General features: G+C 68.2%; 7 protein-coding genes and 1 tRNA gene. 5 read left to right on the forward strand and 3 right to left on the reverse strand.

Going from position 1 to position 13,612, the window contains the following annotated elements:
* Positions 1-14: 14 nt before the first annotated feature.
* The 3 genes from DELCS14_RS18725 to DELCS14_RS18735 all read right to left on the reverse strand — a co-directional run bounded on the left by DELCS14_RS18725 (position 15) and on the right by DELCS14_RS18735 (position 4,023).
* A complete protein-coding gene (locus DELCS14_RS18725; protein WP_013803069.1) occupies positions 15-1,829 on the reverse strand; it encodes a tetratricopeptide repeat protein in 1,815 nt (604 codons plus the stop codon).
* Positions 1,830-1,893: 64 nt separating this feature from the next.
* On the reverse strand, positions 1,894-2,994 hold the full coding sequence (locus DELCS14_RS18730; RefSeq protein ID WP_013803070.1) for a peptidoglycan-binding protein: 1,101 nt from the start codon (positions 2,992-2,994) through the stop codon (positions 1,894-1,896).
* A 45-nt stretch (positions 2,995-3,039) separates the two neighbouring features.
* The gene (locus DELCS14_RS18735; protein WP_228676906.1) at positions 3,040-4,023 is read right to left on the reverse strand and encodes a hypothetical protein; all 984 of its coding nucleotides are present in this window, start codon (positions 4,021-4,023) and stop codon (positions 3,040-3,042) included.
* A gap of 694 nt (positions 4,024-4,717) precedes the next feature.
* Between DELCS14_RS18735 and DELCS14_RS18740 the strand changes: the two genes are divergently transcribed.
* The 5 genes from DELCS14_RS18740 to DELCS14_RS18760 all read left to right on the forward strand — a co-directional run bounded on the left by DELCS14_RS18740 (position 4,718) and on the right by DELCS14_RS18760 (position 13,565).
* Positions 4,718-4,807 (forward strand) — tRNA-Ser (locus DELCS14_RS18740).
* A 622-nt stretch (positions 4,808-5,429) separates the two neighbouring features.
* Entirely contained in the window at positions 5,430-6,632 is a 1,203-nt protein-coding gene (gene wecB, locus DELCS14_RS18745; protein WP_013803072.1) for a UDP-N-acetylglucosamine 2-epimerase (non-hydrolyzing), read from the forward strand.
* 79 nt (positions 6,633-6,711) lie between these two features.
* On the forward strand, positions 6,712-8,937 hold the full coding sequence (locus DELCS14_RS18750) for a hypothetical protein (protein ID WP_013803073.1): 2,226 nt from the start codon (positions 6,712-6,714) through the stop codon (positions 8,935-8,937).
* A gap of 42 nt (positions 8,938-8,979) precedes the next feature.
* Positions 8,980-10,701, forward strand: coding sequence for a glycosyl transferase family protein (locus DELCS14_RS18755; protein WP_013803074.1), 1,722 nt, complete (start codon positions 8,980-8,982; stop codon positions 10,699-10,701).
* Positions 10,698-13,565 (forward strand): tetratricopeptide repeat protein, encoded by a 2,868-nt coding sequence (locus DELCS14_RS18760; RefSeq protein ID WP_013803075.1) that lies wholly within the window; start codon positions 10,698-10,700, stop codon positions 13,563-13,565. Before DELCS14_RS18755 ends, DELCS14_RS18760 begins: the two co-directional genes overlap by 4 nt.
* The last annotated feature ends 47 nt before the right edge of the window (positions 13,566-13,612 follow it).

The raw sequence follows: 13,612 nt of genomic DNA on the forward strand, positions 1-13,612 counted from the left end.
GGCTGCCGGCAGGCCTATGCCCCGCCCTGCAGCCGTGCCGCGCGCTGGGCCAGCCGCTGCTGCTCCGAGGCGCGCAGGGCAGCGATCTGCGCCAGGATCTGCTGCTGCTTTTCCATCAGACGCTGCGTGTGCACGCCATGCGCATCCCCCGCCAGGCCCTGGGCGATGCAGGCCAGCGCGCGCGCCGGATCGCCGCGCTGTTGCCAGGTGTAGGCCAGGTTGAGCTGGGTGCGCGCATCGCGCGGGTCTATGCCTTCGGCCTGCAGGTAGGCGTCATGCGCGGCCGCGAACTGCTCCTGGCAGAACAGGCAGTCGCCCAGCACATTCCACAGCCAGGTACTGAGCCAGGGATTGAGGTCCAGCGCGCTGCGCGCCAGCTCGATGCCGGCGGCAAAGTCCCGCAGCTGCAGGCCCACGAATTCCGCCACCTCGCCCAGCAGCCGCCAGTCGCGCGGGCTGCGGGTGATGGCCTGGCGGTAGCTTTCCAGGGCGGCGTCCTGGCGGCCCGACTCCAGGTGCGCGCGGGCCTCCTGGGCCGGGGCCTCGAAGAACTGCTGCGCGTCGGCGCTGAAGCGGTTGAGAAAGGCTGCCGCCGTGCGCTCGCATCCCTCGCCGATCAGCAGCCGCGCATGGATGGCCCTTTGCGCATCGCCCGAAGGCGCCAGCACCTGCCAGCCCTCGCGCCCGAACAATTGCGCCAGCAGCGGGAAGTTCAGGCCGATGGCGCTGGTGCGGCCAAAGCGCTGGGAGGCGCCCGGTTGGGCCGCCGCCTCGGGCGTGCAGGCGCCGTAGTCGTTGATGAGCACCAGCCCCTTGGGCGCCAGCCGCCGCTGCAACGTCTGCAGCGCGCCAAAGGCGCCGTGGTTGACCAGCAGGCGCGGCGCCGCCTCGCTGACGGACAAGGCGGCATCCACCCAGGGCGACAGCGCTGCCTGGCCGCAGTCGAAGAAGCCCACCTCCTGCTCGAACAGGCCCACCAGGGGCAACAGGCGCGCACGCTGGGCCGCATCCGCATGGTCCACCAGGGCACGGATCTCGCCCGGCGACAGCGCGGTGTACTGGCGCACGAGCTGGGCGTCATCGGTGAGGCGGGTGCGTATGCGCAATTCCTGCACCGGCCCGTCGCCCTGCCGCCGCACGACGGTGGCAGGCAGCACGTCCAGCACGTAGTTGCAGAACACGGCGTGCAGCGGCGGCAGGGGCACCGTGCTGCCGTCCGGCAGCTGCACGGCCTCGGGCCGCATGGCGTCGCAGCAGCCGGCCACGACCTGGCCGCCGAACTCGGCAAACAGCGCGCGCTCCTGCCATTGCGCGACCGTGCGGGGAGAGCCGTCGGTGACGTAGTAGACCAGCCGCTGGTCGAAATCACGCCCTTCCTGCTGGCACAGGTGCCGGAAGGCCTGCAGGAACATGCGCGCAAACAGGCCGCAGCCGGCGCCCAATTCCAGCACGGCAATGGCGCCTTGCGGCGCGGTGTCCGCGCAGTGGTGGAACAGCAGGGCCGCCGCATCTTCCGAGAGGCGGCCGCTGTTGTTGACCACGTAGGGCACTTCGTTCTCGGCAAAGGTCAGCAGGCCGGCCTGCGCCCAGTGCAGGTGGCCCAGCTCCCACTCGATGCTTTCGGTGATGGGGCGAAAGTCCTGCAGCAGCTGCGAGGCAACGCGCACGCCCGAAAGAACGTCCTGCGGGGCGCGGATGGCAGGCGGACCGCCCGGCGCTGCGTCAGCGTCCATCGCTGAAAGGGACGCGGACAGGGACACAGGCAGGGGCAGCGAAAGGGACAGTGGCGCGCGCAGGGCGGCCTCGCCCGTCGAAGGGTCGATTCTCAAGATGCTCTCTCCGGAAGATGCGATGGGAGCGACGCCTGCCTGCACGGCAGGCGTCCGGCCAGGCTCAGGGCACGGGCGCCCACTTGGACCAGTTCAGGTCGGCCTGCTCGAAATCGGCCTTGAGCATGCGGCGCATGGCGTCCACCTCGCCCTGGGTGATCTGCGCTTCCTTGACCTGCTTGCCGGTGGCCACCGTGCGGGCCTTGGCAAGATCGGCCTTGGTCACGGAGGCTGTTCCAGCCCAGATGGACTTGGCGGACCCCACGTTCACCCAATGCTTGCCCTGGGACTGCAGGTCGGCCTGGTAGGCGGATTTCCAGCCCATGTTGTTCTGCGACACGGCGTTGAGCAGCTTGGCCAGCGAGCGCTGGTTGCTCACCCCCTGCTGGGCGAATGCCTGCAGGTGAACGCGCTCGAACTTCAGCGGCAGCAGGCCCTGCTTGGCCGCCAGGCTGTCGCGCTCATTCCACCAGCGCGATGCATCAGCGGACTTGACGGCCTCCAGCTGGTTGAGCCAGTCGGCGTCGGTGACGATGCTGCCGTCGCCCTTGACCCACTGGAAGCGCTTGAAGCCGATGTCGGCCGCGCGGCCGAAGTTGTGGTTGCTCTCGCCCGGGCCGGCCTTGGTCTGGGTCTCGGCGGCCTGCTGGGCAAAGGTGCGCCGGCGCCCCGTGGGCGTGATCCACAGCGCGATCTTGTGCGTGTCATACATCTGCTGCACCAGGCTGGCCAGCTTGGCGCGGAAGGTGGGCTCGTACTCCGCATCGTTGGCAATGGCGGCCTTGCTGGTGGCCACGTCCTGGGCCTTGGCCTCCAGGTACACCGTCTTGGAGTTCTGCGCGGCGCGCATGCCCTGGTGCGAGGCCGGCAGCATGCCGCTGAGCTTGGCCACCGTGGCCCCTCCGGCTGCCGCCAGGCCCAGCGCCTCCTTGGCACCCCCGGCCTGCGGCTGGCCCGGCGCGGCCTTGGCGGCGGCCAGCTTGTGGTCGTTCTGGAAACGCTCCAGCGCGGCGCGCGTCTGTGCGCCGTAGCTGCCGTCGTAGTCCACGCCCAGATACGGCGCGTTCTTGGCGTCCTTGACCACGCGCAGCATGGCCTGCAGCAGGGCCACGTCATGCACCTGGTTGCTGCCGCCCTCGCCTACGCTGTCCTTGATGTCAGGCATGTTTCTCCCCTCTTTGTGGTTGTCGATATGGCCCGCAGCAACGGCTCAGCGGGCGGGCTCGGGTTTGCGGTCGGGTTTGCGGTCGGGTTTGTTGCCGGTTTTTTTGCCGGGCTTCAGGCCGGCATCCGGCAGCAGGTGCACCAATGGCACGGTGCGCGGCTGCAGGCTGGCCGAGCAGGCACGCAGCCGCAGAGATTCGGCATGCGCCTGCGCCATGTCCGCCGCCACCTGCACCAGGGCGTGATGGGGTGCGGCGCCTGCGGGGCGTGTGCGCACGACGGAATAGGCACCCAGGCATTCGGCCTGCTGCGCGCGTGCGGCACGCGCTGCCGCCACGCTGGCATAGCGCGCCGCCACCACGGACTGCACGGCGGCCGGTGGTGCCGAGGCCTGCTCGGCAAACGCCTGCCGGCCCTTGTTCCAGCGCAGGCTGCGGGTCTCGATCTGGTCGGGCGCATCGTCCTGCGGTGATGCATAGCGCACCAGCAGCACCGGAATCCGGCCCGTGGGTGCCAGCACCCAGCTTTGGTAGTTGCCCTGGGGCTCGTCGTACTGCCAGGCCAGGTGCGGGCCCTGGGCGGTGGCGACATACAGCGCATGGCGGCGCTTGGGATGCTCAAAGCCCACCATCTGCGTGACCAGCAGCGCACGCGAGCCGCCCTGCACGCCGGGCAGGCGCAAGCTGCGCACGGCAGCGGTGACGGTGTCTTCTTCCTCGCCAGTCGTCCACACGCGCTCGAGGTGCTGGAGCCCTGCTGCCGCAGACAGCGGATCACCCACGCCGTACAGCGGATCGGGCTGCGCCAATTGCGCCGGCCCCCTGGACGCCGGCCAGGACAGCGCCGCTGGCTGGCCCTGCTGCACACCGGCACGCACCAGCCGCAACTCAAAGGGACAAGGCGCCGCCGTGCAGGCAGGCAGCGACAACTCATAGGCAGGCGCCCCCTTGGCCGTGCCGGACGGCAGGCTTTCCAGCACCTGCCGCTGCGGCCCGGCAGCGAGCGCCGCCCCGGCACCCAGCACCGCCACAAGGCTCAAGGCCAGTGCCCGCCATGGCAGCGCCCCGCCACAGTAAAAATCGGAGCGCATTGAATGGTGAGCCATGGTGATAGCGGGTTTCTATGATTGGCCTGGGCTGTCGATACGCCGCAATACAGGAGGAATCTGCCGCAATGGGCTTGAAAAAGGCATATCAAGGCCCGGCGCCGCAGGCATTGTCTACAAGCTGGCATGCGGCGTCTGTTGCAAAATGCATCCGGCGCTTGAGAATTGCATTCAACATTTGCAATTCATCCAGGATGCATTCTGGGACCTTTCAAACCAGATAAATTTCATTTGAACAAAAATCAACGATATCAATGGCTTACAGGAAATTCACCCCAATTTCACAAAGCAAAGAAAATACCTTCTTGTATACATGACAGCTCACAGTACCTGCCTCCATCGAATGCACGGGCTGAGGAAAACCTGAATCAATGCGGATACGCCATGGGTTGCCAACTGCAAATAGTGCGCACCGAGGATTCCCTTGATGGACCCGCATCACAAGTTCGCCCGATTTCACGACACTGCAACCATTCACCATCCCAAATGGCTTGCGGCTGGACGACCGGGGCTGCCTTGCCGGTTGTACCTGCAAGGTGCACCGGGGCTCACCCGCATCGCTGCCGGTTCCAGCTTCTTACCTTGACCACGCGAAATCACTGCTACAATCGCTGGCTTCGGAGAGGTGGATGAGCGGTTTAAGTCGCACGCCTGGAAAGCGTGTGTGGGCTAATCCCCACCGCGGGTTCGAATCCCGCCCTCTCCGCCATACACCCAGCAAAACGGGCCCCTACACGGGGCCCGTTTTCGTTTCCGGGCCGGCTTGTGGCAAGGTTCATGCCCAGGTTTGCGCCCGCCGCGCCCGCCCCTGCCTCGGCCCCGCGCACCGGCCGCACATCAGGGAAAGCGACAGCACGGACATCCCCTCCAAGCCTTGCGCAGACGCGCCCCAGGGCTTGCAATAGGCAGCAGCTGGCAGCAATAGGCAAGCGTCTGACAAGCACATCCTTGTTTCGGTGATGTACTAGCTGCAACAAAGCCCACAGGCGCGCAGCTTTGTGCAACAGCACCCCTGGCGCGAACGTGCATCCAGCCCCATGGCGCGCATGGCTTGCGGCGCTTGAGATTCGACGGAGGTTCCCCAATGGAAAGCAAGGTCATCAAGCTCCCTCAAGTCCTCTTAACTTCCGTCAATTTCTCTCAATTGACGATAGTTTTCAATCGAACCGGAGCAATCGATCGAAAATTCCAAAAACCCGCCGTATATTCCACACCGCTTTGCAGCCTGCCCGGCCCGTCTTCGGGCTGAGACGGGTCCTGCCCCCTGCCGGGTACAGCGCAGCACAAGAACGCACAAGCGAAGAGCACAGGAAAACGCAAAAGGGGTTGGCATGAAGATTCTTTCGTTTTTCGGGACCCGTCCCGAGGCCATCAAGATGGCGCCACTGGTCACGGCCCTGTCGCAGACGCGGGGCATCGAGAGCGTGGTGTGCGTCACCGGCCAGCACCGGCAGATGCTGGATCAGGTGATGGATCTGTTCGGCCTGCAGGCGCAGCACGATCTCGCCGTCATGCAACCCAACCAGACGCTCAACGGCCTGTTCTCCCGCGTGGTGGCAGGTGCCGATGGCGTGCTGGAGCAGGAAAAGCCCGACTACGTGCTGGTGCACGGCGACACCAGCACGGCCACCGCCTGCGCGCTGGCGGCGTTTCACCGTCGCATTCCGGTGGGCCACGTGGAAGCCGGCCTGCGCACCGGCGATCTGGCCCAGCCCTTTCCCGAAGAGATGAACCGCCGCGTGGTCGATGTGGTCAGCCAGTGGATGTTTGCGCCCACGCCCACGTCGCGCGCCAACCTGCTGGGGGAGAACCTGCAGGGCCGCATCGCCGTGACGGGCAACACCGTCATCGATGCGCTGGCCACGCTGTGCGACCGGCTCGATGCCCAGCCCGAGCTGGCCCGTGCCATTGCCCAGCGCCATCGCTGGGTGGATGCGCAGCGCCCGCTGCTGCTGGTCACCGGACACCGGCGCGAGAATTTCGGCGAAGGCTTCCAGAACATCTGCGCTGCGCTGGCCGAGCTGGCGCAGCGCCATCCGGACCTGCTCATCGTCTACCCCGTGCACTTCAACCCTGCCGTGCGCGAAGTGGTCATGCACACGCTGGGCGGCATGGACAACATCCGCCTCATCGATCCGCTGGACTATGTGGACTTCGTCTGGTTCATGCAGCGCGCCCACATCATCCTGACGGACTCCGGTGGCGTGCAGGAAGAGGCGCCCTACCTGGGCAAGCCCGTGCTGGTGATGCGCGACGTGACCGAGCGGCCCGAGGCCGTATCGGCCGGCACCGTGCTGCTGGTGGGCACGCAGCGCGCGCGCATCGTGGCCGAGGTCAACCGGCTGCTGGCCGACGAGGGGCACCACGCCTCGTTTGCGCGCCGCATCAATCCCTATGGCGATGGCCAGGCCTCGCAGCGCATCGTGCGTGCCCTGCTGGGACAGCCCTTCGACGAGTTTGCCGCCGGACACACAGGCGGCGCGGCCGTCCCGGGCATCGCGGCCGCCGTGACCAAGGGCATGGCGCCGGCCTGAAGCACGCACGCACCACCCCGCGCACCACGTCCACGAAGCGCATTACGAATCGAGCACCGAAGTGAGAAAAGAGGCCCCCATGCAACCGACCATCCGCCAATCGCTTTCCCGCACCGGGGCCCGCTGGGCGCTGGGTTCGCTGCTGGGCCTGGGCGCCCTGTTCGCGCAGACGGCCTCGGCCTCGGCGCTGGGTGACGCCATACGCCAGCTGGGCGCCAGCGACGGGCTGCAGCGCAGCGTCACGCTCAAGGAGCTGGGCATCGTCGATCCCGTGGTGCTGGCCGGCACGGCCACCCAGGACTTCTACCTGCCCGTGCCGCGCGGCCTGCCGCTGGGCGATGCCAGCATTGCCTTCGACAGCCGCTACCTCAAGGGCGAGCCCGGCGTCTCGACCGTGGTGATCTCGCTCAACGGCACGCCCGCCGTGTCGCAGACCGTGCCCGATGGTGACGGCACGCTGCAGCGCACGCTGCCCGTCGCCCAGCAGGCCCGCGCCAGCGATTTCGTGCGGCTGGGCGTGAACTGGCGCAGCCGCAACGGCCAGGTGCGATGCGATGACAACCATTCCCTGGCCAACTCCCTGACCATCTCGCCGCAGACACGGCTGAGCTACCGCGTGGACCCGCGCGATGTGCGCAGCATCGAAGATGTCTGGAACACCCTGCCCGTGCGCACCACCGTGCTGGTGGCCGGCCGGCAGCTGGAGCAGGCCTCGTTCGACAGTGCCTGGCGCATCGGCGCCAGCCTGCAGCGCAACAACAGGCGCATGACGGTGAACGCATTGCCCGCCGTGGGGGAGACGCTGGACCTGCGCGGCCTGGAAGTTCCCGCCGCCCTGGCCGGCGTGCCCGCCTTTGCCGCACTGCGCGGCGCCGAGCCCCAGCACAAGCTGGCCAGTGACGCCGAACTGGGCGCGCTGCTCATGCTGGGGGCCGCCCAGGTCAGCGGAGACATCGTGGTGGCCGACAAGGCACTGCAGCAGCGCCTGACCGCCGCCTTCGCGGCCCTGCAGGCCCAGCTGGCGGCCGACCCCGATGCGGGCCAGGCCCTGCAGCAATGGCGCGCCCGGCGCGCACCGCTGGCCAACGAAGCGCTGGCCTCGCAGCAGTTGCGCGCCCTGCCCATGGGCCGCCAGATGGTGCTGGCCGTGGCCGCCGACGCGGGTGCGCGCGTGGCCGGCCTGCAGGAGGCCGCACTGCAGCGCCTGCTGGTCAGCGACAACGTGACCGTGGCCGCAGCCCAGCCCCCGCAGTGGGACGAGGCCAAGGGCATACGCCTGTCCAGCCTGGGCGGCAGTCCCGACAGCTTCGACGTGCTGTCGCGCGGCGACTGGACGATGAACTTCCCGCTGAGCGCCGTGGCCTCGCAGGGCCAGATGCCGGGCGAGATCACGCTGTACGTGGCCGCCGCCCCCGGCGCCTCGGCCACGCGTCCCGTGGCCACGCTGTTCTGGAACGGCATGCTGCTGTCGGCCCGCCAGCTGGAGGCCAACGGCCAGCCCGAACGCCTGCGCGCCCGTGTGCCCGGCTATGCGCTGGGCATCAACAACACCTTGCGGGTGTCCGTGCAGCGCCAGCCCTACTCGGCCGACTGCAACGAGATTCCCCAGCCCTACCCCGCCAGCGTGCTGCCGGCCATCAGCTACGTGACGCCCGGCAAGGCCGAGGCCAACGGCAGCTTCATCGGCCTGCTGCCGCTGCTGGGCGCCAAGTCGCAGTTCCTGGTGCCCGCCAGCTATCTGTCGGCGGCGCCGGCCGCGCTGGAGCGCATGGCCAACCTGGCGGCCGCCAGCGGCCTGTCGGCTTCGCAGGCCGAGCTGGTCGTGGCCCAGGCCGATGCAACGGCCAAGCCCTCCATGCCCTTTGTCGCCATGGAAGTGGCCGTGGACGGCGCCAAGCCCCTGGTGACGGTGACGGACCGGCAGCAGCTGCGCATCCGTGGCAAGTCGGCGGACTGGCTGGACATCAAGGGACTCAAGCAACTGTCCTCGGCCGAAGTGGTCACGGCAGGCGGCCAGCAGGGCGTGCTGTGGCATGCCATCGGCGAGTGGACGGGCGGCCTGGGCGAGCCCTTCCTGCTCAATCGCGGCAACATCGCCGTGATCGGTGGCGACGGCCCGCTGGCCTGGGTGGACAGCAGCAATCCCGAAACCGGCATTCCGTCGGGCCCGCGCGAAAGCGCCTTCCACGAATGGCGCAACTTCCTTTCCTGGAGCGTGCCGGGCATCGCCATCGCGCTGTTCGTGGTGCTGCTGCTGGTGGTGCTGGCCTGGGCGGTGGCGCGCAGCAAGCAGTCCAAGCACTGAGCCCGGCCCGGGCAACGATGACGACGGCATGAGGCGATCGCCATGATCTCTTCCCTCTACTGGCCCTACCTGGTGGCCGACTACTACCACGCGCTGGAGATCGTCAGCGCCGTGGTGGCCGTCGTCATCCTGCTGTCCAGCATCGACGACCTGTTCATCGACGCCTGGTACTGGGTGCGCGAGGCCTGGCGCGCGCTGACCGTCAAGCGCCGCTACCAGCCGCTCAAGGCACAGCAGTTGCAGGAGGTCGAGGAAAAGCCGCTGGCCATCATGGTGCCGGCCTGGCTGGAGTACGACGTGATCGCGCCCATGCTGGAGAGCATGGTGGGCACGCTGGACTACAAGAACTACATGATCTTCGTGGGCACCTACCGCAACGACGAACGCACCAAGAACGAGGTCGAGCGCATGCGCCGGCGCTACCGCCAGCTGGTCCGCGTGGAGGTGCCCCATGACGGCCCCACCTGCAAGGCCGACTGCCTCAACTGGATCGTGCAGGCTATCTTCCAGCAGAACACGCTGCAGCCAGAGCCCTTTGCCGGCGTGATCCTGCACGACAGCGAGGACGTGCTGCACCCGCTGGAGCTCAAGTACTACAACTACCTGCTGCCGCGCATGGACTTCATCCAGCTGCCCGTGACCTCCCTGGAGCGCGAGTGGTACGAGCTGGTGGCCGGCACCTACATGGACGAATTCGCCGAATGGCACACCAAGGACCTGGTGGTGCGCGAGAGCATGTCGCACATGGTGCCCTCGGCCGGCGTGGGCACCTGCTTTTCGCGCAAGGCGATGGAGGAGCTGGCGGCCGAGACCCACAACCAGCCCTTCAACACCGACACGCTGACCGAGGACTACGACATCGGCGCTCGGCTGGCGCGCCGGGGCATGAAGCAGATCTTCGGCAAGTTCCCCGTGGACTACGTGATACGGCGCAAGCCGCTGTTCGGCCTGGGCAAGGAAAAGGTGTCCACGCTGACCATGCCGCTGGGCATCCGCGAGTTCTTTCCCAACACCTTCAAGACCGCCTACCGGCAAAAGGCGCGCTGGACACTGGGCATCGGCCTGCAGGGCTGGAGCCAGGTCGGCTGGGCCGGGCCGCTGTCCACCAAGTACCTGCTGTTCCGGGACCGCAAGGGGCTGGTGACCTCCTTCGTGGCCATCCTGGCCTATCTGCTGCTGCTGAACTTCCTGCTGTTCCTGCTGGCCGATCACATGGGCTGGTGGACGGTGTACTACCCGTCCCTGTTCGCTCCCAACGGCTGGCTGGTGACGCTGATGAGCGTCAACGTCATCGCCCTGCTGCTGCGCGTGGTGCAGCGCGCCTGGTTCGTCTCGCGCCTGTACGGCTGGGAGCACGCCATGCTGTCCATCCCGCGCATGGTGATCGGCAACTTCATCAATGCCATGGCGGCGGCGCGCGCCTGGAAGCTGTTCATCGTCCACCTGGTCACAGGCAAGCGGCTGGCCTGGGACAAGACCATGCACGACTTCCCGTCCACCGACCAGTTGAGCCACCAGCGCCAGCGCCTGGGCGAGCTGCTGCTGTCATGGCAGGCCATCGACGAAACACGGCTGGCCAGCGCGCTGGAGATCCAGCGGCGCGAACGCCGCCCGCTGGGCGCCATCCTCATGGAGCAAGGCTGGCTCGATGAAGCCACGCTGCGCGAGGCCATCAGCTTCCAGCAGGGGGAGTCCACCGATCCCCCGGCACATCCCGGCTTGGCCGCACCAGGCAATCCAAGCACACCAAGGGCCGGCATATGAAGCGTCTCGCACCCCTCGTTCGCCCACTCACCCTGGCCGCGCTGCTGGGCGCCGGCTGGAACACGCCGCCGGCCTGGCCGCAGGCCGTGGCCGCCGTCAAGGCGGAGGCGCCACTCAGGGGCCGCGCGTGGCAACTGGCCAACCAGGCCTATGCCCACTACCAGGCCGGCCGCTTTGCACGGGCCGCGACCGCCGCCGCATCGGCCGTACAGCTGCGCCCCGACCTGCTGCGCCTGCGCATGCTGCTGATCTACTCGCTGCAAAAGCAGGGCAAGAACGACGAAGCGCTCAAGGCCATCGCCTCGGCCCGCGCCGCCGGGCTGGACGAGGCCACGCTGCAGCAGGCCGAAACCAATGTGCGGGCCGCAGCGGCAGGCGGGGCGGTGGGCGGGCCTGCAGGGGCCACGGCTTCCGAGGCCTACAACAAGGCCTTTCCCATCGCCACGCAGGCCTACACCGACTACAACGCCAAGAACTACGCGGACAGCGCGCGCAGGGCCGAGCAGGCCTTTCGCCTGGACCCCAGCCAGGGCCAGTGGGCGCTGCTGTGGATAGGCGCGCTGGAGGCGCAGGAGCAGTTGGGCGCCGCCATCGAGGCCGCAGATGCCGCCCTGGCCCTGGACCCTCCCAACAAAAGCGACCTGGTGGCCAAGCGCCAGACCCTGCGCCGCAGCCAGGCCGTGCTGCCGGCGCAAAAGGCCTACCAGGCGCTGATCGCCAACAACCCGGCGCAGGCCGTGCCCTTTGCGCGCGAGGCCGTGGCGCTGGCGCCGGGAACGGCATCGCACCGCCTGCTGCTGATCACCTCGCTGCTGCTGGCCGAGCAATTGCCCGATGCGGAAAAAGCCGCAGACGAGGCGCTGGCGCAGGACAACGAAGACACAGCGGCGCTGGGCATGCGCGGCTACATCCGCCAGCGCCAGGGCAAGACCGCACAGGCCAATGAAGACTTCGATGCCGTGCTCAAGCAGGACTGGCTGGACGAAAAGCAGTCCGCCAACCTGCGCCTGATCGCGGCCGACGCGGCCCTGGCCGCTGGCGACGCGGCACGCGCCCGCGCGCTGCTGGCGCCCATGCCGGCACAGGATGAATCCGTTGCCCGCCGCCTCAAGCAAGCCGATGACCTGCGCCCGGGCCGCGACACGCCCATGGTGGCCGATACGCGCGGCGCCTCGCAGACCCTGGCCATGGCCGACTACCCGCCGCCGCTGCAGGACTGCCGCGATACGCCCTACGGCACGGTCTGCGAGCTGCAGCCTTCCGATGCCCAGGGCACGGGCGGCCCCAGCGCCCAGGCCTATGCGGCCTACGCGCGCCAGGACTACAAGGCCGCCATCGACCATGCGCGCACGGCCGTGGAGCAGGACCCCGACAACCCGCAACTGCAAAAGCTGCTGACCACCACGCTGGCCGCAGGCAACCGCGACCAGCAGGGCCAGGCCCTGCTGCGGCTGGACAAGTCCCTGTCCCTCACCCCCAACGACGCCCAGCTGCTGATGCAGCGCGGCTACCTGTACTCGCGCCAGGAAGAGCCGGCCAAGGCGCTGCAGGACTTTCGCGCGGCGCGCGCCACGGGCGAGGCGCCAGCGGGCGCCATGCTGGACGAAGGCTATGCCCTGGCCGGCACCGGCGACAACCGGGGCGCCGTACGCACCTTCAAGGAAGCCATCGACCTGGACGACGCCGGCACCGCCAAGCTCACGCCCGGCCAGCGCGAAAACGCACGCAGCGCCGTCTCCGGCTACGCACGCGAATGGGGCGCCATCGTCTCCATGGGCTACCGGGGTGCGCGGCCTGCGGGGCGTGCGTTCTCGGACGGCATCCTCACGCAGGCCGGCGACGCCGTCTTCGGCACGGCCGAGGCCTACTGGCGCCCGTCCAACTTCCTCAACTCATCGACGCGCATCTTCGATGTCTACGGGCGGCTGGGCAGCACCTTGCATGACGGCGGCGGCACCACGCTGGGCCAAAGCGCCATCGACCCCTGCACGGGCCTGCCCATCAATGTGCAGGCCGGCGACAACCGCGGCATCTCTGGCCTGCCCACCACCACGGGCTCGCTGGGCATGCGCTTCACGCCGTCCACCAAGTACGCGCTGACCTTTGGCATAGAGCGCCAGTTCAACATCGGCTCCGCCACGCGCTCGGGCTTCATCACGCCTGAATCGCCCCAGCTGCGCTGCCTGATGAGCGGACGCGATCCGCTCAACCCCACGGGCCCGGCGCTAGGCAATCCCATCTCGGCCAAATACAGCGCAGGCGCGGGCCAGGGCGGCTGGCTGGCCTATGTCACCCATGGCTTCTACGAGGGCACGGGCCGGCGCACGGACCGCTCCAGCTGGTTCACCATGGAAGGCTACAGCCAGGCCGGCTATGCCAACCAGAGCATGGCCTCGCGCTTCACGCTGACCGACCAGACCAACGGCGCCCTGGTGGGCGACGGCTCGGGCCGCTACAAGCGCGAGCAATGGTTCTTCTCCACCGAGGCCCGCATCGGGCGCAGCTTCCGCGCCGACGGCATCAACCAGGGCCTGGTGATCTTCCCGTTCGGCGTGGTCGCGGCCGACTGGATCAAGCAGAGGAACCGCGTCGATGTGCGCTCCCTGCAGGCCGCCCCGGGCGCCACGCCCACCGCAGCCCAGTTGGCCGCCCAGCAGGGGCAGACGCTGGCACTGCAAGGCAATGGCAGCAGCTGGTCCGCCAGCGCCGGCGTGGGCGTCAGCCTGCGCCAATGGTTCCGCGAAAGCCACTACAGCACGGCCCAGTCCTATCTGGACTGGTCCATGCAGTACCGCTTCAACATCGGCGGCGGCCAGGCCGACCGCGCCAAGGGCCTGTTCATGACGCTGACGCTGTCCTATTGAAAGCCCTGCCCCGCCGCCATCACCACACAGACAAGAGAAAAGGAGAA

The organism is Delftia sp. Cs1-4, assembly GCF_000214395.1.
Classification (GTDB): Bacteria; Pseudomonadota; Gammaproteobacteria; order Burkholderiales; family Burkholderiaceae_C; genus Comamonas; species Comamonas acidovorans.

Bases quoted from the DNA above. Each gene is read 5' to 3' on its own strand.
- DELCS14_RS18730 (WP_013803070.1), bottom strand. From the start codon at position 2,994: ATGCCTGACATCAAGGACAGCGTAGGCGAGGGCGGCAGCAACCAGGTG.
- wecB (WP_013803072.1), top strand. From the start codon at position 5,430: ATGAAGATTCTTTCGTTTTTCGGGACCCGTCCCGAGGCCATCAAGATG.
- DELCS14_RS18750 (WP_013803073.1), top strand. From the start codon at position 6,712: ATGCAACCGACCATCCGCCAATCGCTTTCCCGCACCGGGGCCCGCTGG.
- DELCS14_RS18760 (WP_013803075.1), top strand. From the start codon at position 10,698: ATGAAGCGTCTCGCACCCCTCGTTCGCCCACTCACCCTGGCCGCGCTG.
- DELCS14_RS18755 (WP_013803074.1), top strand. From the start codon at position 8,980: ATGATCTCTTCCCTCTACTGGCCCTACCTGGTGGCCGACTACTACCAC.